This window comes from Paraburkholderia terricola (genome assembly GCF_003330825.1).
GTDB lineage: Bacteria > Pseudomonadota > Gammaproteobacteria > Burkholderiales > Burkholderiaceae > Paraburkholderia > Paraburkholderia terricola.
The window spans coordinates 3,856,158-3,879,080 of sequence record NZ_CP024941.1; the positions used below are offsets into that span (position 1 = coordinate 3,856,158).

A 22,923-nucleotide genomic window follows, 5' to 3' on the forward strand; every position below is an offset into this window, starting at 1 on the left:
AACCGGGAAAGGGGGCTTCTATTCAACGTTTGCGCAAAGGGGGCGCTCACTAGAATGCAAGGCGTACCGATGCATTCGATGGAGAAACGCAATGCCCCAACCCACTTTCGATCCGACGCGCCGCGCGAGCCGTGCGGCGGCGCATCGCGTGGGCCGGGGCGCGGTTCGCCTCGGCGCGCGCCTCGCGACGCGGCTCATCGTGAGTTCGGCGCTGTGCGTGCCGGCCGGCGCGCTATTGATGGCGCATGCCGCGCAGGCTGAGGAAGCCGGCGGCCCGATCGTGATTCCCGGCCCCGGCGAAAAGAATCCGGCCGCGCTCGCGGAACTCGCCGAACACATGCAGACGACGCCCGCGAAACGCGCGGGCACCGCCGCGACGCTCGCCGCGGCCACCGCGCAATCACTCAAGGCAGGCCCGGCCGCGCGCGACGCCGATCAATTCACGCGCGCCGCCAACGCGAGCGGCTCGATCGTCATTCCGGGCGCGGGCGAAGCGCCGGCCGCGCCGCAGATGATCCGCACCAGTTTCAAGCCCGACGCGAATGGCGTCGTGACGATTCCCGCTGCGGGCGGCAATGCGGGCGCGCGAGAAGCGCCCGCTGCGCCGCAAATGGTCCGCACCGGTTTCAGGCCCGACGCGAATGGCGTCGTGACGATTCCCGCTGCGGTCGCCGATCCGGCGGCTGGCCTCGCCAAGCTCAACGTCGCGCCGGGTTCGCGCCAGCTCGTGCCGGTGGTCGTCACCCCGGCGCCGAAGGCAAACAGCGCACGGCAAGCCGCTGGCGTGCAGCCGGTGGCGGCCAATGCGCCGGGCAAGGCGTCGCTCGATGTACCGGCTGGCGCGCCCGCGCCCGCCGGCTTCGACACCTTGGCCTCGCGCGGCGAGCCGCCGCAGTTCGGCGCGAACGGCAAGCCGATCGTGACCAGGACGGCTGCCGTGCCGGCACCGGCGTCGATTCCAGCGCCGATGCCCGCCGCGCTCGCGCGCACGCCGGCCACGCGCCAGGCGACCGCGTCCGCCGCAGCGCGGAATCCGCGCGCCGCCCAGCCCATGCAAGTCGCACAAGCCGCCCAAGCCGCGCAGCCCATGCAAGCCGCGCCGCTGCCCGGCCAGCAGGACCCGGAGGCGATCCGCAACGCCGCGCTCGCGTTCTTGCAGCAGCAATCCGCCGGCTTGCCCGGCAAGGTCGAGATCACCGTCGCACCGGCGTTTCCGCGCGGTCTCGCCGCCTGCTCGATGATCGAGCCGTTCATGCCGAGCGGCGCGCGCCTGTGGGGCCGCATGACCGTCGGCGTGCGCTGCGCCGGCGAGAAGCCCTGGACCATCTACCTGCAGGCGCGCATCTCGCTGCGCGCCACCTACTATCTGGCCGCCCGCGCGATGGCGCCGGGCGAAGTGCTCAACGCCGCCGACCTCGTCGCGCGCGACGGCGATCTGACCGGCTTGCCGCAAGCGATCGTGACGGACCCGTCGCAGGCGGTCGGCTCGGTCACGCTCACGCGCGTCGCGGCCGGCATGCCGCTGCGCCGCGACATGCTGAAGAGCGCGTCGGCGGTGTCGATCGGACAGACGGTGCGGGTCGTCGCGGCCGGCGAGGGTTTCGCGATTTCGGCCGAAGGCAGCGCGATGAACAACGCGTCGCCGGGTCAGCAGGTGCGGGTGAAGACGGCCAACGGCCAGGTGATTTCCGGCGTCGTGAAAGACGGCGCGACCGTCGAGATTCAGCTATGAACCGGCGCCGCATCCGCTCGAACGCGGCGGGGTCCACGACAGGCGGCAGGTCCACGCCGGGGCCGGATCCCCTTGAAAGACAAGGAAAAAGATCGAGCGATTGCGCTAAAGTTTTGATCTGCGATTGCCGTTATCAGGATCAAATCGTTCAGGAAGCCAATCGTGAAAGTCGATTCCACAACCAAGTCCAGTCTGCCGACGTTGAAAGACGCCCTCTCCCGTTCGCAAGCAAGCGACGCGACGGCCGCGAACAGCAGCGCGCAGAGTGCGGGCACCGCCCCGCAGACCTCCACCAGCGGTTCCGGCGACGCCAGCGTCAGCCTGTCGGGTCTGTCGCAGCATCTGCGCAGCCTCGCGGCGACCGGCTCGGCCGACATCGACACGGCGCACGTCGAGTCGATCAAGCAGGCCATCAAGGACGGCTCGCTGCAGATCGATTCCGGCAAGATCGCCGACGGCGTGCTGAACACCGCACGCGAACTGCTGCAAAACAAAACCTCGTCGACCGGCAACTAATCGACGCATCGAAGTACGGTGACGTGCCGGGCGGCATTCGACCAACCCGGCTCGCGGCATCCGCGCGAGCCCTCGTGTTCAGCGAGTTGTTGACATGAAAGACGCCCTGCTTGCCACCCTCACCGAAGAATATTCGGCCGTCGAGGCGTTCGCCTCGATTCTGACGCTCGAAACCAGGGCGCTGACGGCCTTGTCGCCGCTGGAATTGCTGCCGCCCATCGTCGAGAAGAAAACCGAGCTGATCGGCGTGCTCGCCAAGCTCGAAACCACGCGCGACGCGCTGCTCGCCGAGATGGGCTTTCCCGCCGGCTGGTCCGGCATGGAACTCGCGGCCAGCACCGACGCGCGGATCGCCGGCCAATGGTCGCTGCTGCAAAAGGCCGCCGATCGCGCGCGGCGCTCGAACGCGAGCAACGGCGAACTGATCCGCGTGCGCATGGACTACAACCAGCGCGCGCTCACGGCGCTCCAGGTGGCCATGCCGCAGAAGGCCGGTTTTTACGGACCGGACGGCCGGATTCCCGCACGCGCCGCCGTGTGACGCGATTCGCGGGACCCGCGCGCGGCTGACGCGCGGTTGCATTGCGCTTCGATAGAACCACCGCATTGAATGAACGCAAAAGGGCTCGTCTTTCGGCGAGCCCTTTTGCTTTTCCGCCGTGCCCGCCATGGGCACCGCGCGTTTTCGCGCTGACGTTAGCCATCCGGCCAGGTGGCGCGAACGCATCTGCCGACATCAAAATCACCACGTCCCCTACTGAGGTTCTCCGCCGTCACCCGGAGCGTTTTTACGCCACTTGAGACGAGCCACGCGGAGCGTTAACCACTAGCGAGGTTGTGTAATGGTGTGTATGCTTCAGAGAGTGCGATATGAACAGTGCCGAGGTCGTCAAACTGCTTCACATGGATGGGTGGCGGCTGGTCCGCATATCGGGCAGTCACCATCATTTCCGGCACGCGGTAAAAGCCGGTCTCGTGACCATCCCGCATCCAAGGCGGGATCTTCCGCCCGGCACATTGAACAGCATCTTGAAACAGGCGGGTCTGAAATGAAAAACCTGATTTTCCCGATCGCGATCGAACCGGGCGACGCGCACCACGCGTTCGGCGTGGTGGTTCCCGACATTCCGGGTTGTCATTCAGCGGGCGATACGCTGGAAGAGGCCTACGCGAACGCGAAGGAAGCGATCGAGGCGCATCTGGACACGCTGCTCGACGAAGGCTTGCCGATCCCCGAACGGCTCGCGCTCGAAACGCATCGGCGTAATCCCGACTACGCGGGTTTCACATGGGGTTTCGTGACCACCCGGAACATTCCCGCGTTGAAGAAGGCGGTGCGCATCAATATCTCGCTGCCCGAGGCGCTGGTCCACGACATCGACATCTATGCGCGGGCGCGCGGCATGTCGCGCTCCGCATTTCTCGCGCTGGCCGCCGAACATGAGATGGCTAACGCGTGAGAAAGCCGGCGCTCAGGATGCCTCGGCGTTCGCCCAGGCCATTTCCCGCAGGCGCGTGCGCAAGCGCGCCACGGCCTGGCTGTGCAACTGGCACACCCGCGATTCGCTAACTTCCATCACCGCGCCGATTTCGCGCAGGTTCATGCCGCGTTCGTAGTAGAGCGACATCAGCAGCTTCTCGCGTTCCGGCAGGCGGTCGATCGCCTCGACCAGCGCCGAGCGCAGGCTGTCATCCAGCAGCGCCGAGAGCGGATCCGAATGATCGACGCAATAGCGGTCGAGAAACGGCTCGTCGTCGGCGGAACGGTCGAAGTCTTCGTAATAGATCAACTGGCTGCCGTGCAAGTCCTGAAGCATCGACTGATATTCGTCGAGCGGCATTTGCAGGTGTTCGGCAATCTCGGTTTCGCTCGCCGAGCGGCCCAGATTCTGTTCGACCTTGTGCACCGCGGTTTCCACTTCGCGCGAAGTGCGCCGCAAGCTGCGCGGCAACCAGTCGTTGCTGCGCAATTCGTCGAGCATCGCGCCGCGAATCCGCTGGCTCGCGTAGGTCTCGAACTGCGCGCCCTGGTCTTCCTTGTAGCGGCTCGCCGCGTCCAGCAGACCAATCATGCCGGCTTGAATCAGATCGTCGAGATCGACGCTCGCCGGCATTTTGGCAACGAGCTGCAAGCCCAGGCGCCGCACCAGCGGTGCGTACTTCGTCAGTACCTCGGCTTGGGAAATCTTTCCCTGAGCGTTATACATCGTGCTCCCCTTGTCCATGTGCCGCCTCTCAGGCGTGCTGCGCAGACGGTTGGTCGGCGTGTTGCGCCGCTGTAACTGCCGCAGGCGCCCTCCAGGGCGTCTGCGACGACATCGCTGGCCGCATCGGCCAGTACTGCAATTCGGCGGCGAGGTGCCGGAAGTCGCGCGCAGCCGGTGTCGATGGGAACGCATCGACGACACAACGCGACAACGCCAGGGCTCGGGCCATCCGCGCATCGGCGGCAATGCAACCGGCGTCTTCCAGCGCCACCGTCAGGTAGCGTCCGGCCACGCCGGCCAGGTTTGCAAAAGCGGTGCGGGCGTCGTCCACGCTTTGCACGTGGTTCACCAGCACGCGAAACTGCGCGGTGGCGTGCGCGTAGTGCAGGCGCTTCATGCACGCGTAGGAATCGGTGATCGCCTGGGCGGCGACTCGCGTGACGATCATCACGTCGTGCGCCTGCATCGCGAGCGGGGACAACTGGCCGTGCTCGTCGAGCTGCGCGTCGATCAACACGATGTCGGCGGAACCGTGCAACACCACGTCGAACCGCGCGCTCGCGTGGGCTTCGCGATTCAGACGCGAGGCGGCCAGCAGCGAGAAACCGAGCGCGTGCCGCGCGGCGGCGTCGTCGAGCGTCATCTCGCCGCGCATCACGGCGGCCAGGTTGCCCGCGCCGCGCACGCCGCCGAGCATCGCGCTCACCGACCTCGCGCCGAGGCATTCGTCGATCACGAGCACGTCCTTGCCCTGCTGCGCGAGCGCCGCGGCGAGGTTCACCACCGTCGTCGTGCAGCCGACGCCGGCCGAGCCGCCGGCCACCGCGATCACGCGCGAGCCGCTGCGCGCCAGCAGGCGCCGCAGTCCTTCCGCCTGATCCTGGATGAGCTTATCCAAAGCGGACCTCGTGCAGTTCGGCCGTCGAGCGTGCGGACAGCGCGGACAGCAGCGCCGGAATGTCGTCGTCGTGCGGCACGAACGGAGAGTGGTCGCGCGGAATGCAGAACGCGCTCTTGATCAGGAATTTCTTCGTGGCGACGTACAGGTTCTCCGGCACCTTCTGACCGGTCGACACGTAGTGCACGGGCAGCTTGTAGCGGATCACCGTGTCGAGCACGCCGCCGAGATTCGTGGCTTCGTCGAGCTTGGTCAGAATGCAGCCGGCGAGCGGCTGTTGATCCGGCGCGCGCTGATACGCCTGCACGACTTCGTTGAGCGTGTCGCCGTGGCTCGTCGCGTTGAGCAGCAGCAGGCGCTGCACCGGCTGACCGGCGCGGCACAGCATCGCGATCTGGTCGGACACGAGCCGGTCGCGCTGGCTCATGCCGATCGTGTCGATCAGCACGATGTGCTTGTTGCGCAGTTCGGAGAGCGCGAGTTGCAGGTCGGCGCCGTCTTTCACCGCGTGAACCGACACGCCGAGAATCTTGCCGAAGATGCGCAGTTGTTCGTGGCCGCCGATCCGGTAGCTGTCGGTGGTGAGGAGCGCGACCTTGCTGGCGCCGAAGCGCATCACGCAGCGCGCGGCGAGCTTGGCGGTGGTCGTCGTCTTGCCGACGCCGGTCGGGCCCATCAACGCGAACACGCCGCCGCGCTCCATCAGCGTGTCTTCGTCTTCCATCACCGGCAGATTCGAGGCGAGCACCGAGCGCACCCATTCCATGCCGCCGTCCATGTCCTCGACGTCTTGCGGCAGGTTGTCCACCATCATCTGCACGAGCTGCGCGGAGAAACCGGCGGCGAACAGATGCTTGGTGAGCGCGGCGCGCGCCGGGTTGCGGCGCTGGCGGTCGCCCCACAAGAGACCCGCGAAGTGTTCTTCCATCATGTCGCGCATCGACGAGAGTTCGCTCATCACGGTCTCGTTGACGACCTGCTCCATGCGCAGCTTGATCGCTTCGGCGACGGCGGCCGGGGCGCGGGCGTCGTCGCCCGAGGCCTGCGACGGCGCGATTTTTTGAGCGGCGCGGCGCGCGGCGACTTGCGCGGCTTCGCGAGCCCATTCGGGCGCGTCGGCGGCTTGCGGCGCGGCCGGCCGGGCGGCGGCCTTGACCGGTTCGACGGCGGCGCCCAAGCCTTTCGCCATCGCGGCGGCCGGCGTCATCGTCGCGGGGCGCGCGCTGTACGCGCCTTGTTCCTGCTGCTCGGCGGCGATGCGGCGAGCGTGGTCGATCAGCCAGGGATTCGATTCGGCCATCGTGCGCGGCGCTTGCGCTTCAGACGCCGACGCGGCGGCGGCCTTCAACATGTCGGCGCGGATGTCTTCGGTGAGACGCGTCGCCGCGGCGCGGGCGCTCGGCTGTTCGATGCTGATGGGTTGCGACTGCGGCGCGGCGGGCGACGCTTTGGGCGCGCCCGGCAGCGCCGCTTTCAGCAACGGAGCCGCAGCCGGTTTGGCGGCGGCAAGCGGCGCTTCGTCGGCCGGCGCGTTCGCGTTCAGCAAGCCGCTATCGGCCGCATTGCCGCCCAGGTTCTCGGCCCCGGCTTCCGGGCTTGCGCCGAACACCGACGAGAACACATCGGGCATGCCGCTCGCGTACGGATTCGGCTGCATCGGCTGTGCGGTCGGCATGGCGCGCGGTGCGACCGGGGCGCTTGCCGATGCCTGCTGTCCCGCCGCTGCATTCATCGACACAGCTTGCGGCGCGCCCGCGCTTGCGCTTACGCGCGGCGCTTTCGGCGTGATGGCGGCGAGGTCGCTGTCGGCCAGTGCGACGATCTCGACGCTGCCGTCGTCCATCGTGCGATTGGACAGGACGACCGCGTCCGCGCCCAAGGCTTCGCGCACCAGGCGCAAAGCATCACGACTGTTGGCACCGACAAATTTACGAATGTTCAAGCTGGACCCCCGATGAGGTAAACGGACGAACGGACCGGCGATATACCGCTTCCCATTGAGATCATTATTGCGAAACCCGTCACCTCACGATCGATGGATAAAGACCGTTAAAGGCGGGCAATTCGGACGATGGACACGCGCCGCGCTTCACGTCTGCGGCGGTGTCGAACGGTTCGTTCAGCGCCGAAGTGAGCGGAGCTTTCGCGCATGGAGCTTGCACCGAGCAGGCCGCTCGCCGCATGAAAAGTCAGGCGCGGAAATGAAAACCGGCGCTCGATGAGCGCCGGCTGATTGCAACGGGGGTGATCGGGCCGCGGTCGACTATCGCTACAACGGGCTCAACCCTGCGCGCCGATCAGATTCACCACCTTGATGTTGCGCGTATCGGGCACTTCCGCATACGACAACACCTTCAACTGCGGCAGGCTGCGGCGCAGGAAGCGCGCGAGCATCGGCCGCAACGCATGCTGCACCAGCAGCACGGGCGCGAGCCCGAGATTCTGCTGACGCGTCATCGCCTTCTGCGTTTCATTCATCAGCGTATGCGCGAGGCCCGGCTCGAGACCCGGATTGGAACCGGTGGAGAGCGCCTGCGACAGCACGCGCTCCAGGTTCGAGTCGAGGCCCATCACCTGCATGTCGCCGGTGCCGGGGAACCACTGCTGCGTGATCGCGCGGCCGAGCGCGAGGCGCACGGCGGCGGTGAGATCGTGCGCGTCGGTGATCTTCGGCGTGTGCTCGGAGAGCGCCTCCAGGATCGTGCGCACGTCGCGGATCGGCACGCCTTCTTCCAGCAGGTTTTGCAGCACCTTTTGCAGCGTGGTGAGCGGCAGCGTCTTCGGCACCAGATCGTCGACCAGCGACGGCGTGTCCTTCTGCATGCGTTCGAGCAGCGCCTGCACTTCGCGGCGGCCGAGCAGTTCGGACGCGTGCGTCACGACGAGATGATTCAGGTGCGTCGCCACGACCGTGCTCGAATCGACCACCGTGTAGCCGTACACCTGCGCCTGCTCGCGCAGATTCGTATCGATCCAGATGGCCGGCAAGCCGAACGCCGGGTCCTGCGTGGGCGTGCCCGGCAGCGCGGCCGACACCTGGCCGGGATTGATCGCGAGCCACTGGCCCGGATACGCTTCGCCGACGCCCACTTCCACGCCCTTCAACGCGATCCGGTAACCGTTCGGCCGCAATTCGAGGTTGTCGCGGATATGAATGACCGGCGGCAGGAAGCCGATTTCCTGCGCGAACTTCTTGCGGATGCTCTTGATCCGCTTGAGCAGTTCGCCGTCCGAGTTCTTGTCGACGAGCGGAATCAGCCGGTAGCCCACTTCGAGGCCGAGCGTGTCGATCATCGTCACGTCGTCCCAGCTTGCTTCGGTGTTTTCGACCGGCGCCATCGCGGCCGGCGCGACATCGACGAGCGCGGTGGTGTTCTTGCGTTCCTCGGCGCGCTTCTTCATCGTGCGGCCAAGCTGGATCAGGCCGCCGCCGAGAATCAGAAACGCGAAGTGCGGCATGCCCGGAATCAGGCCCATCAGCACGAGAATGCAGCCGGTGATCGCCAGCACGCGCGGATTCGTGAAAAGCTGGCCGGTCAACTGCGTGCCGATGTCTTCGTTGGTCGCCACGCGCGAGACGATCACGCCGGCCGCCGTCGAAATCACCAGCGACGGAATCTGCGCGACGAGGCCGTCACCGATCGTGAGCAGCGTGTAGTTCTTGCCCGCGGACGCGAAGTCCATCCCATGCTGCACCATCCCGACGATCAGCCCGCCGAAGATGTTGATCACCATGATCAGCAAACCGGCGATCGCATCGCCGCGCACGAACTTGCTCGCGCCGTCCATCGAGCCGTAGAACTCGGCTTCCTGCGAGACTTCCGAGCGGCGCTTGCGGGCCTGTTCCTCGTTGATGAGGCCGGCGTTCAGATCGGCGTCGATCGCCATCTGCTTGCCCGGCATCGCGTCGAGCGTGAAGCGCGCGGACACTTCCGCGATCCGCCCCGCGCCCTTGGTGATCACCATGAAGTTGATCACCATCAAAATGATGAAGACGACGATACCGACCGCGAAGTTGCCGCCCACGAGGAAGTGGCCGAACGACTCGATCACCTGGCCGGCCGCGTCCGGGCCGGTGTGGCCCTCGAGCAGCACGACCCGCGTGGAGGCCACGTTCAGCGACAGGCGCAGGAGCGTGGAGAACAGCAGCACGCTTGGGAACGCGGCGAAGTCGAGCGGCTTCATCGTGTACATGCTGACGAGCAGCACCATCACGGAAAGCGCGATGTTGAAGGTGAACAGCAGGTCGAGCAGAAACGGCGGCAACGGCAGGATCATCATGCCGAGGATCATGCAGATCAGCACCGGCCCGGCGAGGGCGCGCAAATTGGTGCCGCTCAAGGCATCGGGCCTTCGGGCGAGGAAACCGGCGCGAGCGTTCATGCGGAGGCTCCTGAAGCGTCGTCGTTATCTGGGTTGAGGGGATTGAGCGCGTCGGCGGCTTCCTGCGCGGCTTCTTCGGCCGGCACACCGCCCTTGTCGAGTTCGGCGGGCACGTCGAATTCGGTCGGCGCGACCGGCGCGACGCCGCCTTCGGTCTTGAAGCGCCGCAACTGATACACCCACGCGAGCACTTCGGCGACCGCGCCATACAACGGGCCCGGAATCTCGCGGTTCAAATCGACGTTGTGATACAGCGCCCGCGCGAGCGGCGGCGCTTCCAGCAACGGCACGTTGTTTTCGGCGGCGATCTCGCGAATCCGCGCGGCCACCAGGTTCACGCCCTTGGCGACGACCTTCGGCGCGCGCATCTCGCCGTCGGTGTACTGCAGCGCGACCGCGAAGTGCGTCGGGTTCGTCACGACCACGTCGGCCTTGGGCACGTGGGTCATCATGCGGCGGCGGGCGATCGCGCGCTGCTGCTGGCGGATGCGGCCCTTCACGTGCGGGTCGCCTTCGCTTTCGCGATGTTCGCGCTTCACTTCTTCCTTCGTCATGCGCAGTTTCTTGTGGAACTGCCACAGTTGATACGGCACATCCAGCGCGGCCACGACGAACATGCCCGCCACCGTCATGCCGCAGCAGACGGCGATCAGATGCATGGCGTTGGAGAGCGCGAGGTGCAACGGCTGGGTCGCCAGCGCGAGAATCTCCTCGCGGCGGTTCCAGATCGCGGTGCCGCCGATGATGCCCACCACCAGCGTCTTCGCGAGCGACATGCCGAGCTGGATCGGTCCGTTGATCGAAAATATCTTGCCGAGGCCGGCGATCGGATTGAGGCGGTCGAACTTGGGTTCGAGGCCTTTCGCCGACAACTGCCAGCCGCCCAGCGCCATCGGCGCGAGCAAGGCGGCGGCGCCGGTGAAGCCGAGGATCGGCAGCAGCGCGTACAGCCCCTCGCGGCTCGCCGCGCCCGCGCCGATCAGCATGCGGCGGGTCTCGAACACCGCGCCGTGATCGAACGTGAAGGCCGCGCGCAGCATGCCCTGCAGATGCTCGCCGATGCTGCCGGACATGCCCCACACGCCGAAGAACCCCGCCGCCAGCAGCGCGAACGTCGACAGTTCCCGTGAGCGCACGATCTGCCCTTCCTCGCGCGCCTTTTCGAGGCGCCGGGGCGTGGCTGATTCGGTTTTTTCGAGGTCGCTATCCTCTGCCACAAAAGCTCTCCAGTCGGGCGAGGCACGGCGCCTCTTTCCAGTGAGAGCGATTATTCACGCTGGGCGCAAGGGCCGATCGGCGGATAAGGGCGGAGAAAGGGGGGTATTTCGGCGGATGACGCCGTCGGGAAACGGCGGAGAAGCCGTGCGGACGCGGGGGTGAAGCGGCGAAGCGGCGGGTGTGAAGCGACGAAACAGCGGCGGTGAGCGACAAGCCAGCGGCGGTGAAGCGACGAAGCAGCGGCGGTGAAGCGACAAGCCAGCGGCGGTGAGCGACAAGCCAACGGCGGTGAAGCGACGAAACAGCGGCGGTGAAGCGACAAGCCAGCGGCGGTGAGCGACAAGGCAGCGGCGGTGAAGCGGCCAACCAGCGACGTTGCAGTGGCAAGGCAGCCTTGGTGAATCATGGCTAAGGCCGCACGCCATCGATGGCGAAACAGCACTGAAGCAAGCCCGGCGCCCGCGCGCTTTCGCGCGCGGCGCCGGGCCGTTTCTCACATTTCAGCGCAGTGCGTTAAAACGCCACGTAAGGCGCCTGGCCGCCGCTCGCCCTCTTATCGAAGCCGTGGTACACGTAGCGGCCGTAGAAAAACGGCAAACCGAGATCGAAGGCCGTGCTGCTGCCGAGCTGCCCGGCCAGGTCGTTGTACGCGAACTTGTTGCCGCTGCCGAACAGCGTGGACGCGCTCAGAATGCCGATGTTCGCGGTCGCTTGCACGTTGTTCGCTCCGACCAGCGTGATCGACCGGGTTTGCGCGGACGACGGGCAGTAGAAGCCCGAGAAATTGCTGCCGCACAGGGTGAGCGAGCTATCCGCGAAGAAGTAGCCGTTCGAGCCCGAATCGAGGAACGCCGTCACCGTCGCGCCATTAAAGACGCTCCTGGTGAGATCGCCGAAGGCATCCGTGGTGAACGTGTTGGCTGCGGCAAGCGCGTTGTTCGACTGCGTGCCGATGCCGAACACCAGCGTGCCGGTGGCCGACGCCGCGCCGGTATCGGGAATCGGCGGCATCTGCACGATCACGCCGTTGTTGTCGGTCGGGAAGTTGGCGACGGGATTGGCCACCTGTTGCGCGACCGGCACCGCGGCGCGCGTGCACGAAGTACCGCCCGGGCACGCGAAGTAATTGCTGCTATTGACGGCAGTCGCCGGGTTCGCACAAGTCGAGCCGCAATCCGTGAGCGCCGTGCCGATACCGAGAATGCCGTTCGCGCCGAGATCGCTGACTGTGTTTTCCGCCGAGCCGCCGGTGTTCGAGCAGGCCGCGGGCACGGTGCTCGCGTCCTTGTCGCCGATGATCTGCACCGGAATCGCCGTGCTCGTCGTCTCGCCGCCGATCTTGATGGTCGCGGTGCGCACCGTGCCCCAGGTGTAGCCGTCCGCGAACGTCGCGCACTCGGCGAGTTGCGAGCCGCTTATGGTGCTGGGCTGCAACGCGCTCTGCATCGTCGAGTTCAGCACCGAGTTGACCACGCGCAGACCGAACGAACCGGTGTCGACCTGGACGTTGTTGATGGTCTGACAGGTGGTCGTGCCGGGCACGCAGAGCGTCACGCTCACCGTCGGAATATTGATGACCCCGGTCGCACCGGGGCCGACCGTGATCGCCACGGTATTCGCGGCGGTCGCGGCAATCGGCTGCTGGGTGGGGCTGGCCGGCAAGCCGCTCGTCGAGCCCGACGTGCCGGAACCGGAACTGGAGCTGGGACTGTCGTCGCCGCCACCGCCGCAAGCGGCGACCGCCGACAGCAACGCCACGGCCAGGGCGGCCTGCACCCACCCCTTGAGCTTCTCGGCAATACGCATGGTTCGCATCGTTCGTCCTCGCATTACTGGATGTCGGAACCGCTGACGCCCGCAGGCAAAGCGGGGGGCAGCCACGCCTGACCGGAGAACGAGCCCATGTGGCCGCCCGAATGCACGACGAGGCCGCTCTGGTCGACCGTGACGGGGCCGTGGCCGCCGCCGCGCGCCGCGCGCACGGACTTCACGCCGGCGACGTATTGCGGGAAATAGCTGCCGAGCAGATCGTTCAGATCCGGCATTTGCGGACCGCGCCAGGCAATACCGAACACCGAACCGTCGGCGGCAAGGTATTCGCGCACCAGGGTGCCGTTGCCGAACGTGGTTTCACGCACGGTGTAGGAGGCGGAAGCCGAGCTTGAAGAAGCGGCGCCGGATGCCGAGCGCATCACGCCCTGCGCGCCGCCGGCGGGCTGCACGGTGCGTGAAGAGACCGACGCATCCGCGGGTGGGGTGATCGGCGTGCCGCCAAGTCCCGCGTGAGCGGGCTGCACGGCTGCGAACGACCAGGGTAAGGCGAGTGCCGCAACGTACATGGCACGACGTACACAACTCAACATGTCGAGGCTCCTCCCGAGCTGCTGCCCGGTCCGCATCTCGCGCGAACCGGCCGCATTTATACCAATCATAGGCACCGTGACGGCCGCATTCTGGAGGGGTTCCTCACCATGCCGCCGGCCGGCGCCTGTTTCTCAGCAGCAAGCCAACGCCGCCGCCTGAAGCCCTAGTATGCCTGTGGTTTGTGTCGGCAGACAGCACGCAAATCCGGGCCTGCGGCTTGCTGCGCATACTCATTCATCCGGCGTGCCGACGCGCTCCGATGCACTCGAAGCACGTTAAAGGGCGCCTTAAAAGCCGAGGCTCGCCAGCAGGTCGTCGACTTGCGACTGGTCCTGCACCACGTCCGCCTTGCCTTCGGGGTTGATCTGCGGTCCGTTCAGCAGGTGCTCGGGACTGCCGGTCGACGAGACCTCGGCCGCCAGTGCAGCCGCGTTCGCCGCGAACTGCTCGCGCCGTTCGAGCGCGATGTTCTCGACCAGCACGCCGAGCAATTGCTGCTCGATCAGATACACGACGTCGGTGATCTTCTTGATGACCTGCCCGGTCAGATCCTGGAAGTCCTGCGCCAGCATGATCTCCATGAGTTGCGAGTTGGTGGCGCTGGTGGCTTCGGGCACGCCGCGCAAGAAGCTGCGCGTGTCGTTCATCAGCGCGCGTACTTCCTCGCGCTCGATCGGCGCCGCGTACCACTGCTCCCAGCGCGCGTCGAGTTCGCCCGCGTCTTTCTGCAACTGCTCCTGGATCGGCTTCGCGACATCGATCGAGGACAGCACGCGCTCGGCGGCCTGCTCGGTCATGTTCGCGATGTACTTCAAACGGTCGCGGGCATCGGGTACGGCTTCCGCCGCGCGCTCGACATGCTTGTCGAGCCCGAGTTCGCGCATCGAGTCGCGCAGCGTGCGCGTGAGTTGTCCAATGCGGGCGAGGATGCGGTCGGACGCGAAGTCGCCGCTCTCGTTGACCGCTTCGGCGCCATGCGCATGGGTCGGCTGGTCCACATCAGCTCCCGGCTTTCGCCATCTTCTCGAGAATCTTGTTGAGCTTCTCGTCGAGCGTCGCGGCCGTGAACGGCTTGACGACATAACCGCTCGCGCCGGCCTGGGCCGCCGCGATGATGTTTTCCTTCTTCGACTCGGCCGTCACCATCAGCACCGGCAGATGCGTGAGGTTCGCGTCGGCGCGGATTTCCTTGAGCATGGCGAGACCGTCGAGGTTCGGCATGTTCCAGTCGGAGATCACGAAGTCGTAGGTGCCGCCGCGCAGACGCGCGAGGCCGGCCTGACCGTCTTCCGCTTCGTCGACGTTGCCGTAGCCGAGCTCCTTGAGCAGGTTGCGAACGATCCGGCGCATCGTCGGAAAATCGTCAACCACCAGAATCTTCATTCCCTTATCCATTTCATTCCCTTTGCTTGATCCAAGGTACGGCGCACGTCCGCCCGTCCAACCGTCCAACCCGATCTGTGTCGACCGGAGTTGGCGCTTTAGCGCCTTACTCCGGTCCCATGCCCTGTGCATCGACCGGAGTTGGCGCTTTAGCGCCTTACTCCGGTCCCATGCCCTGTGCATCGACCAGAGTTGGCGCTTTAGCGCTTACTCTGGTCCCATGTCCTCCGCTCGCTCGTCACGCCGCGCATCACACGCGCTGAACGCGATCGCCCATCAACGACAGACGCGCCATCACCCGTCGGCTCATCTCCGGCAGCGATGCGATCTCGTCGGCCGCGCCGAGCGCAATGGCTTCGCGCGGCATGCCGAACACGATACAGCTCGCTTCGTCCTGCGCAAGGGTGTAAGCCCCTGCTTTCCTCATGTCCAGCAATCCCGCCGCGCCGTCGCGCCCCATGCCCGTGAGGATCACGCCGACCGCGTTCTTGCCCGCATGCTGCGCGGCGGAGCGGAACAGCACGTCCACGGACGGGCGATGGCGGTTCACCGGCGGCTCGTCCGAGAGATGCGCGATGTAGTTCGCGCCGCTGCGGGCCAGCAACAGGTGAGCGTGGCCGGGCGCGATGTAGGCATGTCCCGGCAGCACGCGTTCGCCATGCTCTGCCTCTTTAACGGTAATCCGGCACAAACCATTGAGGCGTTGCGCAAAAGATTTTGTGAAACCCGGCGGCATGTGCTGCGCGATCAGCACCGCGGGCGCATCCGGCGGCAGCGGCACCAGCACTTCGCGGATCGCTTCGGTGCCGCCCGTCGACGCGCCGACGATGATCAGCTTCTCGGTACTGAGCAGCGGATTGTTGAAGAGCGGCGCGGCGCCGACCGGCGCATGCGCGGCGTGGGCGGCCGCGTGCTGCGCCGGCGCGGCCTGGCGCACGCGCGCGCGGGCCGCGGCGCGAATCTTGTCGGCGAGCTTTTCCGAATAGTCGAGCATGCCGTCGCGAATGCCGACCTTCGGCTTGGTGACGAAGTCGACCGCGCCCAGTTCGAGCGCGCGCAGCGTGATTTCGTTGCCGCGCTCGGTGAGCGACGACACCATCACGACCGGCATCGGCCGCAGGCGCATCAGCTTCTCGAGAAAATCGAGGCCGTCCATGCGCGGCATTTCGACGTCGAGCGTCAATACGTCGGGGTTGTGCTGCTTGATGAGCTCACGCGCGACCAGCGGGTCGGGTGCGGTCGCCACCACCGTCATGTCCGGCTGGCCGTTGATGATTTCCGTCATCAGGCTGCGGATCAGCGCCGAATCGTCGACGCACAGTACCTTGATTTTTTGCACAGCGCTCACGCCTCCTCTATCGTTCTGGCGTTGTTTGAATTAATCACGCGCGAATTCATGCCGTTCGCGGCGTTCGCGCCGAACAGTTCCACGCGCGGCTTCACCGCCGCGCCCGAACCGCCTGCCGCTGTGCCCGCCGCGCCGCCGGAAGCGGAGCCGAACAGCTCGACCTTCGGCCGCGCCGCGGCGGGTGATGAAAACAGTTCGACCTTGGGCTTCGCGGCGGCCGGGGCCGAAAACAGTTCGACCCGCTTGCGCGCGGCCGCGAGCCGTTCGGCGCGCGCCTCGGCGCTTTGCCGCACGAGCGCCTGTTCGCGCTCGGCCACGCCCGCTTCCTGCTGCACGCGCAATTTCTTCACCATCACCTGGCCGGTGCGCGGCATGAAGGCGACCTTGCGCGGGTGCGAGCCCTGCAAGTCTTCGGCGACGATGCGGATTTTTTCCAGCGCCAGGTAGCGGCGCACGAATTCCGAGTTGCGGTCGCCGATGTTCATCGTCGTCATGCCGGCGAGCACCGCGCCGCCGCCGAACACCTTGGCCTCGAAGCGCTCGCGCCGGCCGCCGGCCTTGATGAGTTCGTTGATCAGCACTTCCATCGCGTAGGCGCCGTAGCGCATCGAATCAGATGCGGCCTGGCCGACGTCCGCGCCGTCGTCGGGCAGCATGAAGTGGTTCATGCCGCCGATGCCCGCGGTGCGGTCCTGGATGCAGGCCGCGACGCACGAACCCAGCACGGTGACGAGCACCATGTCTTCGTGGGTCGTGTAGAACTCGTTCGGCAGCAGCTTCACGCCGGGGCGTTGAAAGTGATTGTCGAAATACAGATTGGTGGCGATCGGCAAGCGGCTGCTCATGCTGTCACCCCGCTCGTCGAAGCATTGCTCGCGGTTCGCGCCGGCGTGGCCTCGCGAGCCGGGGCGGCGCGCGCGCCGCCCGCCGTGTCGCGCGTCAGCTCATAGACGGTCTGGCCGCGCAGCTTGAACGCCTGCGTGACGTACGTGAAGTTTTCCGAGTGGCCCGCAAACAGCAGGCCGCCCGATTTCATCAGCGGCTCGAAGCGCGCGAGCACCTGCGCTTGCGTCGGCTTGTCGAAATAGATCATCACGTTGCGGCAGAAGATCGCGTCGAACTGCGAGCGCAACTGGTAATCGCGGTCGGTCAGGTTCAATTGCTCGAAGCGCACCAGCGAGCGCACTTCAGGGCGCACCTTGACCATGCCCGCATGCGCGCCGGTGCCCTTCAGAAAGAAGCGCTTGAGCCGCTCGGGCGACAGGTGCTTGACCTGTTCGAACTGGTACATGCCGGCTTCGGCTTTCGCCAGCACTTGCGTGTCGATGTCGGTGGCGAGCACGCTGGCGTGACGCGCGCCGCTCTCGCCGAGCGCTTCGATCAGCGTCATCGCGATCGAGTACGGCTCTTCGCCGGTCGAGGCCGCCGAGCACCACACCGAGACGGGCTGCGCGCGGCGCGGCACGAATTCGGCAAGGATCGGGAAGTGATGCGCCTCGCGGAAAAACGCGGTCAGGTTGGTGGTGAGCGCATTGGTGAACGCCTCCCACTCGGCCGGATCGTTTTCCGCCTCGAGCAGATCGAGATACTGCTTGAAGGTGTCGAGGCCGCGTGCGCGCAACCGGCGCGCAAGGCGGCTGTAGGCCATGTCGCGCTTGTGGTCCGATAGCGAGATGCCCGCGCTGCGGTGAATCAGGTCGCGAATGCGAGCGAAATCCGCGGACGTGAATTCGAAATCCCGTCCCTGCTCGCCGGATCTAGCCGGTTCCGCCCGCTCGGGGCGTTGCTGTGCGCGCGTTGCCATCATGTGAGTTCCTGCCTGCGATACGAGCCATCCCGCTTGCCGCCAAGGCCGTTGCCTCGCGGAGAAGGGATTGGGTTCGCGGGGTCGCGCACTCCCGCGAGTTTTACCAACATGCAGTCGGCCCGCGACACGCCGGTAAGGCGTGCTTCGATGATTCGCCCCTCAGGGAGCGAGATGCCGAATGACTGCATGTTTTTCCGCCATGTCCTAGAAAGTTTCCCAGTCGCCATCCGAGCCCGCCGTGGCCGCGCTCGCGGCCGGACGTGCCGGGGCTTCGCTCGCCGCGCGGGTCGTCTTCGGCTTCAAGGCCGGTTCGACGCGCGCGGTGGATGCGTCATGGTTGGCCGATGCCGGTGCTGCTTGCGTTGCGGTGTTTGCGGTGTTTGCGGTGGCTTGAGATGCCGAATGCGCCGCGCCATGTGCGCTCGCTCGCGGTGCCGCTTTCGCGGCCTGGGCGCCGCCGGCGCTACGCGCGCTGACGTGCTTGCCGCCGCTCGTGCGCGCCGTTGCCGGCGCCGCTGTCGCCGCCACTGCGCCGCGCGCCGCGAGCGCGCCGCCGTGCGTCGGGCCGCCGGCCACCTTCCAGCCGCTCACCACCGTTTGCAACTGGCGCGTCTGGTCTTCGAGCGAGGCGGCGGCTGCCGCGGCCTCTTCGACCAGCGCCGCGTTCTGCTGCGTGACTTCGTCCATCTGCACGACCGCGCGATTCACCTGCTCGATGCCGCCCGATTGCTCCTCGGACGCCGCGCTGATCTCGCCCATGATGTCGGTCACGCGGCGCACCGCCTGGACGATCTCGTCCATCGTCGTGCCCGCCCGGCCCACCAGGGCCGAGCCGCTTTGCACCTTGTCGACGGAGTCGCCGATCAGTTCCTTGATTTCCTTCGCGGCGCTCGCGCTGCGCTGCGCGAGGCTGCGCACTTCGCCGGCCACCACGGCGAAGCCGCGGCCCTGTTCGCCGGCGCGCGCGGCTTCGACCGCCGCGTTCAGCGCGAGAATATTGGTTTGAAACGCAATGCCTTCGATCACGCCGATGATGTCGACGACCTTGCCCGAGCTGGCCGCGATGTCCTGCATCGTCGTGACGACCTGGCTCACCACGTCGCCGCCGCGCGTCGCGATGTCCGACGCGTTGACGGCCAACTGGCTCGCCTGGCGCGCGTTCTCGGCGTTCTGGCGCACGGTGCCGGTGAGCTGCTCCATGCTCGACGCGGTTTCCTGCAGCGAGGCGGCCTGCTGTTCGGTGCGTTGCGACAGATCGGTGTTGCCCATCGCGATTTCGCGCGCGCCGGTGTCGATCGATTCGGTGCTGCTGCGAACCGCCTTCACCATCGTCGCCATGCTTTCCTGCATCCGCTTGATGCCGCTGAACAGCCGGCCGATCTCGTTGCTGCTCGACACCGCGATCGTCTCGGACAGGTCGCCCGACGCGATGCGCTCGAAGCAGGCGGTAGCGTCCGCGAGCGGCTGCACGATCAGGCCGCGCAGCGCGAAGCGCAAGCCGACCACCAGCAGCAAGGCAAGCGCGCCGAAGCCGGCGATCAGCGTCGTCATCAGGGAGATGTTGGACTGCGCGGCTGCCTGCTGGTCGACCGCCTGCTGCTGCAGGCTCTTGACCACCGCCGACGCCACGTTGTCGTAGGCGACGAACATCGGGCTGATCTTCTTGTCGGCGATCGCGTGGTACGCGGCCAGGTCGCCCGCGCGCAACGCGGCGAATTCGGGCTCCAGGCCGTCGCGCACGACCGTCGTGCGGCGAGCCACCAGTTCGTCGAGCTGGGCCTGATCGATGCCGCTCTTCGGCGCGTCGAGATAGGTCTGCCAGCTCTTGCTGCTGAAGCCGTGCAGCTCCACCGCGCGGTCCAGCACCTTCTTCGCCGTTTCAGTGTCGCCGGCGGCGCTCAGCGCGGTGAAACGATCGAGCGACAGGCGCGAGCGCAGCAGATAGGCCGACGCATCGTCGAGCGCGTGAATCGCCACCAGATCGCCGCGCGCGATTCGGTCGAGCGACTGGCGGGCGCTGCTCAGCGCCGTCAGCCCAAGTACGCCGACCACCACGGTGAGCGCGACGAGAATGATCCCCACCAGCGTGAGGGAGGTCCGAATCGACCACCTGCTTAGCATTTCAATGCTCCTTCACAAACTCTGAATGCCGCAGCCGTCAGGCGCCGAGCGTTTCGATCAGCGCCATTTCGCGGCTGGTCATCAACTTCTCGATGTCCATCAGGATCAGCATGCGGCCGTCGACGGTGCCGAGCCCCGTGAGGTACTCGGTCGTCAGCGTGGCGCCGAATTCCGGCGCCGGCATGATCTGGTCGGTGGCGAGCGTGAGCACGTCGGACACGCCGTCCACCACCATCCCGACCACGCGATGCGCGACGTTCAGGATGATCACCACGGTCTGGTGGTCGTACTCGACGCGACCCAGATGGAACTTGATACGCATGTCGACGATCGGCACGATGATGCCGCGCAGATTGATCACGCCCTTGATGAACTCAGGCGCGTTCGCGATACGCGTCACGTTGTCGTAGCCGCGGATTTCCTGCACCTTGAGAATGTCGATGCCGTACTCTTCGGCGCCGAGCGTGAAGACGAGGAATTCCTGACCGCCGGCGTCAGCCTGCTGCGCGTCGCGGCGACCATTCGTCGCGTTCGCGACGCTCGAATTGATGGATTGGACTTCTGCCACGTTAGCCCCCAAACGGTTGGGATGAAATGAATTGAGTGAATGTCATGCGAGGCTCATCGCGCCATGCGCGTTGCGCGTCTCGCGGTTCAGCGCCGCCACGTCCACGATCAGCGCGACACTGCCGTCGCCGAGAATGGTCGCGGCGGAAATGCCGTGCACCTTGCGATAATTGGTTTCGAGATTCTTCACGACCACCTGCTGCTGGCCCACCAGCTCGTCGATCAGCATCGCAAAGCGGCGCCCCTCGGTTTGCATGATGGTGACGATGCCCTGCGTCGGTTCCTGCTTCGCGTCCTCGACGTTGAACACTTCGTGCAGCGCGACGAGCGGCAGGTATTCGCCGCGCACCCGCACCACGCGCTCGCCGTTGGCCACCGTGTAGATGTCCTCGGCGCGCGGCTGCAGCGACTCCATCACGAAGTTCAGCGGCAGAATGAAGATCTCGTTGCCGACCTTCACCGACATGCCGTCGAGAATCGCCAGCGTGAGCGGCAGGACGATGCGCGTGGTGCTGCCCTTGCCGGCGTGCGACGTGATTTCCACGTGACCACCCATCGACTGGATGTTCCGTTTCACCACGTCCATGCCGACGCCGCGGCCGGAGACGTCCGTCACCTGTTCCGCTGTCGAGAAGCCCGGCAGGAAAATCAGGTTCCACACTTCCTCGTCGGTCATGCTTTCGCTGACCTGCATGCCCTGCTTGGCCGCTTTCGCGAGAATCTTGTCGCGGCGCAGGCCCGCGCCGTCGTCGCTCACCTCGATCACGATGTTGCCGCCGTGGTGCGCCGCCGACAGCACCAGCTGGCCGGTCGAATCCTTGCCCGCCGCGCGCCGCGCTTCCACGGTTTCGATGCCGTGGTCGAGGCTGTTGCGCACGAGGTGCGTCAACGGATCGATGATCCGTTCGATCAGGCTCTTGTCGAGTTCGGTCGCCTGACCGAAGGTGACGAGCTCCACCTGCTTGCCGAGCTTCGCCGCGAGATCGCGCACCAGACGCGGGAAGCGGCTGAACACGTAATCCATCGGCATCATGCGGATCGACATGACCGCTTCCTGCAGATCGCGCGCGTTGCGCTCGAGCTGCGCCATGCCGTTGAAGAGGCGATCGTGCAAGGCCGGGTCGAACGTGCTGGTGGTTTCCGCGAGCATCGCCTGCGTGATCACGAGTTCGCCGACCAGGTTGATCAACTGATCGACCTTTTCGACGCCGACGCGAATCGAGCTGCCTTCCGCGCCGCCTGCCGCCGCGGCCGGGCGCGCCGCCTTGCGGTCGTTCTCGGCCGGCGCGGCGGCGCTGGCCGCCGGCGCCTGGCCGGCGGCGGGTGCGCTGCTCGCCGCCGCGGGTTGAGCGGCGGTGGCGGCCGCTGTGCCTTGCGCGGACGATTGGGCGTGCGCGGCGCTCGTCTGAGTTGCCGGCGCGGCTTGCGTTACCTCGACTGCTTGTGCCGCCTGTGCTGCTTGCGCCGGGGCCGAATCGGCAGCGTCGGGCGTTCCAGGTTCGCCTTGCTGCGTCTCGCCCGCCGGTGCGGTGCCGCGGCCGATCGAAATCTGACTTTCGTCGATCACGAAACAGCACACGGCGATGATGTCGTCGGAGGGCACGTCGCTCGAGAGCCACAGCGTCAGATCGCCGCCGCTCTTGACCTGCCCCACGATGTTGCCCAGGTTGCCGAGCTCCTCAGCCAGCAGTGCCTGGTCCTTCTCTCCCACGCCCCGTAGCGTAATTTTCAGATGTGGGCCGGCGTTGTCGTTTGCATCGCCTGTGCCCGCGGCTTGCCCGGTCTGCGCCGGTTCGCCGTCAATCCATTCACCCGCCGCCTGCACCGCCTGTTCGACGACATGCTCCGGCGGGGTGCCGCCTTGTACTGCCTGCGTTTCCAGCGGCGCCGCCACGGCGACAGCCGCTGCCGGCGCCGCTTCGGCCGGCGCGCCGCCGAAGCGGCTTTCCGCGTGCAACTGTTCGAGCTTCGCGCAGATCGCCTTCGCGACCGCGGTATCCGGCTCGGCGCTCGCGCGGTAATCGGCGAGCTGGCCCGACAACACGTCCTTGGTTTCGAGGAACGTGTCGATCATGTCCTTGCGCAGCACGAGTTCGTTATTGCGCGCGCGGTCGAGCAGCGATTCGAGAATGTGGGTCGTTTCCGTCAGCGCGGTGAAACCGAACGTCGCCGCGCCGCCCTTGATCGAATGCGCCGCGCGGAAAATCGCCGCGAGGTCTTCGGGATCGGGGTGCGCGATGTCCAGATTGAGCAGCAACTGCTCCATCTGCGCGAGCAGTTCGTCCGCTTCGTCGAAGAACGTCTGATAGAACTGAGTGATGTCGAGTGTCATGCCTGTGTCACCGCGAGAGTTCCTGTCTAGGCTTGGGCTGCCGTGCC

Annotated in this window: 20 protein-coding genes; 5 read left to right on the forward strand and 15 right to left on the reverse strand. The window is 66.4% G+C overall.

From position 1 onward, the window contains the following. Positions 1-91 precede the first annotated feature (91 nt). The 5 genes from flgA (at position 92) to CUJ90_RS17465 (ending at position 3,708) form a co-directional block, all read left to right on the forward strand. Positions 92-1,732, forward strand: a complete 1,641-nt coding sequence (flgA, locus tag CUJ90_RS17445) for a flagellar basal body P-ring formation chaperone FlgA (protein WP_114163288.1) — start codon at positions 92-94, stop codon at positions 1,730-1,732. A 162-nt stretch (positions 1,733-1,894) separates the two neighbouring features. Continuing rightward, positions 1,895-2,248 carry a flagellar biosynthesis anti-sigma factor FlgM gene (gene flgM, locus CUJ90_RS17450; protein ID WP_083085887.1) on the forward strand — a complete coding sequence of 118 codons (354 nt, stop codon included), beginning with the start codon at positions 1,895-1,897 and terminating at the stop codon, positions 2,246-2,248. 94 nt (positions 2,249-2,342) lie between these two features. After that, on the forward strand, positions 2,343-2,789 hold the full coding sequence (locus CUJ90_RS17455; RefSeq protein ID WP_083085888.1) for a flagella synthesis protein FlgN: 447 nt from the start codon (positions 2,343-2,345) through the stop codon (positions 2,787-2,789). A 329-nt stretch (positions 2,790-3,118) separates the two neighbouring features. Continuing rightward, a complete protein-coding gene (locus CUJ90_RS17460; protein ID WP_073427774.1) occupies positions 3,119-3,301 on the forward strand; it encodes a type II toxin-antitoxin system HicA family toxin in 183 nt (60 codons plus the stop codon). Beyond that, complete coding sequence (locus CUJ90_RS17465) at positions 3,298-3,708, forward strand: type II toxin-antitoxin system HicB family antitoxin (protein ID WP_073427775.1); 411 nt, start codon at positions 3,298-3,300, stop codon at positions 3,706-3,708. The genes CUJ90_RS17460 and CUJ90_RS17465 overlap by 4 nt, the downstream gene beginning before the upstream one ends. A 12-nt stretch (positions 3,709-3,720) precedes the next feature. On the opposite strand, the gene CUJ90_RS17470 is transcribed toward CUJ90_RS17465, so the two are convergent. The 15 genes from CUJ90_RS17470 to cheA all read right to left on the reverse strand — a co-directional run bounded on the left by CUJ90_RS17470 (position 3,721) and on the right by cheA (position 22,876). Then, positions 3,721-4,455 carry an RNA polymerase sigma factor FliA gene (locus tag CUJ90_RS17470; protein ID WP_073427919.1) on the reverse strand — a complete coding sequence of 245 codons (735 nt, stop codon included), beginning with the start codon at positions 4,453-4,455 and terminating at the stop codon, positions 3,721-3,723. Positions 4,456-4,483: 28 nt separating this feature from the next. Continuing rightward, positions 4,484-5,353, reverse strand: a complete 870-nt coding sequence (locus CUJ90_RS17475; protein WP_073427776.1) for a nucleotide-binding protein — start codon at positions 5,351-5,353, stop codon at positions 4,484-4,486. Beyond that, positions 5,346-7,295 carry a flagellar biosynthesis GTPase FlhF gene (gene flhF / locus CUJ90_RS17480; RefSeq protein WP_114163289.1) on the reverse strand — a complete coding sequence of 650 codons (1,950 nt, stop codon included), beginning with the start codon at positions 7,293-7,295 and terminating at the stop codon, positions 5,346-5,348. The genes CUJ90_RS17475 and flhF overlap by 8 nt, the downstream gene beginning before the upstream one ends. Positions 7,296-7,633: 338 nt before the next feature. Continuing rightward, a complete protein-coding gene (flhA, locus tag CUJ90_RS17485; RefSeq protein ID WP_114163290.1) occupies positions 7,634-9,736 on the reverse strand; it encodes a flagellar biosynthesis protein FlhA in 2,103 nt (700 codons plus the stop codon). Further along, complete coding sequence (flhB, locus tag CUJ90_RS17490; RefSeq protein ID WP_073427779.1) at positions 9,733-10,953, reverse strand: flagellar biosynthesis protein FlhB; 1,221 nt, start codon at positions 10,951-10,953, stop codon at positions 9,733-9,735. Before flhB ends, flhA begins: the two co-directional genes overlap by 4 nt. 514 nt (positions 10,954-11,467) lie before the next feature. Beyond that, positions 11,468-12,769, reverse strand: coding sequence for a DUF3443 domain-containing protein (locus tag CUJ90_RS17495; protein ID WP_114163291.1), 1,302 nt, complete (start codon positions 12,767-12,769; stop codon positions 11,468-11,470). A 14-nt stretch (positions 12,770-12,783) separates the two neighbouring features. Then, complete coding sequence (locus tag CUJ90_RS17500; protein ID WP_083085902.1) at positions 12,784-13,317, reverse strand: DUF2844 domain-containing protein; 534 nt, start codon at positions 13,315-13,317, stop codon at positions 12,784-12,786. A gap of 288 nt (positions 13,318-13,605) precedes the next feature. Continuing rightward, a complete protein-coding gene (gene cheZ / locus CUJ90_RS17505; protein WP_073427782.1) occupies positions 13,606-14,316 on the reverse strand; it encodes a protein phosphatase CheZ in 711 nt (236 codons plus the stop codon). A gap of 1 nt (position 14,317) precedes the next feature. Next, positions 14,318-14,713, reverse strand: a complete 396-nt coding sequence (gene cheY / locus CUJ90_RS17510; protein ID WP_073427783.1) for a chemotaxis response regulator CheY — start codon at positions 14,711-14,713, stop codon at positions 14,318-14,320. A gap of 238 nt (positions 14,714-14,951) precedes the next feature. Beyond that, positions 14,952-16,040, reverse strand: a complete 1,089-nt coding sequence (locus CUJ90_RS17515) for a protein-glutamate methylesterase/protein-glutamine glutaminase (RefSeq protein WP_073427920.1) — start codon at positions 16,038-16,040, stop codon at positions 14,952-14,954. 5 nt (positions 16,041-16,045) lie between these two features. Continuing rightward, positions 16,046-16,894 carry a chemoreceptor glutamine deamidase CheD gene (cheD, locus tag CUJ90_RS17520; RefSeq protein ID WP_114163292.1) on the reverse strand — a complete coding sequence of 283 codons (849 nt, stop codon included), beginning with the start codon at positions 16,892-16,894 and terminating at the stop codon, positions 16,046-16,048. Continuing rightward, positions 16,891-17,856 (reverse strand): CheR family methyltransferase, encoded by a 966-nt coding sequence (locus CUJ90_RS17525; RefSeq protein WP_114163293.1) that lies wholly within the window; start codon positions 17,854-17,856, stop codon positions 16,891-16,893. The genes cheD and CUJ90_RS17525 overlap by 4 nt, the downstream gene beginning before the upstream one ends. A 204-nt stretch (positions 17,857-18,060) precedes the next feature. After that, on the reverse strand, positions 18,061-19,977 hold the full coding sequence (locus tag CUJ90_RS17530; RefSeq protein WP_114163294.1) for a methyl-accepting chemotaxis protein: 1,917 nt from the start codon (positions 19,975-19,977) through the stop codon (positions 18,061-18,063). 37 nt (positions 19,978-20,014) lie between these two features. Beyond that, a complete protein-coding gene (locus CUJ90_RS17535; RefSeq protein ID WP_028198487.1) occupies positions 20,015-20,545 on the reverse strand; it encodes a chemotaxis protein CheW in 531 nt (176 codons plus the stop codon). A 42-nt stretch (positions 20,546-20,587) separates the two neighbouring features. Further along, positions 20,588-22,876, reverse strand: coding sequence for a chemotaxis protein CheA (gene cheA, locus CUJ90_RS17540; RefSeq protein WP_114163295.1), 2,289 nt, complete (start codon positions 22,874-22,876; stop codon positions 20,588-20,590). Positions 22,877-22,923 lie beyond the last annotated feature (47 nt).

Excerpts from the sequence above, each read along its gene's own strand:
- flgA (WP_114163288.1), top strand. The coding sequence starts at position 92 with ATGCCCCAACCCACTTTCGATCCGACGCGCCGCGCGAGCCGTGCGGCG.
- CUJ90_RS17455 (WP_083085888.1), top strand. The coding sequence starts at position 2,343 with ATGAAAGACGCCCTGCTTGCCACCCTCACCGAAGAATATTCGGCCGTC.
- CUJ90_RS17460 (WP_073427774.1), top strand. The coding sequence starts at position 3,119 with ATGAACAGTGCCGAGGTCGTCAAACTGCTTCACATGGATGGGTGGCGG.
- CUJ90_RS17465 (WP_073427775.1), top strand. The coding sequence starts at position 3,298 with ATGAAAAACCTGATTTTCCCGATCGCGATCGAACCGGGCGACGCGCAC.
- CUJ90_RS17470 (WP_073427919.1), bottom strand. The coding sequence starts at position 4,455 with ATGTATAACGCTCAGGGAAAGATTTCCCAAGCCGAGGTACTGACGAAG.
- flhA (WP_114163290.1), bottom strand. The coding sequence starts at position 9,736 with ATGAACGCTCGCGCCGGTTTCCTCGCCCGAAGGCCCGATGCCTTGAGC.
- CUJ90_RS17495 (WP_114163291.1), bottom strand. The coding sequence starts at position 12,769 with ATGCGAACCATGCGTATTGCCGAGAAGCTCAAGGGGTGGGTGCAGGCC.
- CUJ90_RS17500 (WP_083085902.1), bottom strand. The coding sequence starts at position 13,317 with ATGTTGAGTTGTGTACGTCGTGCCATGTACGTTGCGGCACTCGCCTTA.
- cheY (WP_073427783.1), bottom strand. The coding sequence starts at position 14,713 with ATGGATAAGGGAATGAAGATTCTGGTGGTTGACGATTTTCCGACGATG.
- cheD (WP_114163292.1), bottom strand. The coding sequence starts at position 16,894 with ATGAGCAGCCGCTTGCCGATCGCCACCAATCTGTATTTCGACAATCAC.
- CUJ90_RS17525 (WP_114163293.1), bottom strand. The coding sequence starts at position 17,856 with ATGATGGCAACGCGCGCACAGCAACGCCCCGAGCGGGCGGAACCGGCT.
- CUJ90_RS17530 (WP_114163294.1), bottom strand. The coding sequence starts at position 19,977 with ATGCTAAGCAGGTGGTCGATTCGGACCTCCCTCACGCTGGTGGGGATC.
- cheA (WP_114163295.1), bottom strand. The coding sequence starts at position 22,876 with ATGACACTCGACATCACTCAGTTCTATCAGACGTTCTTCGACGAAGCG.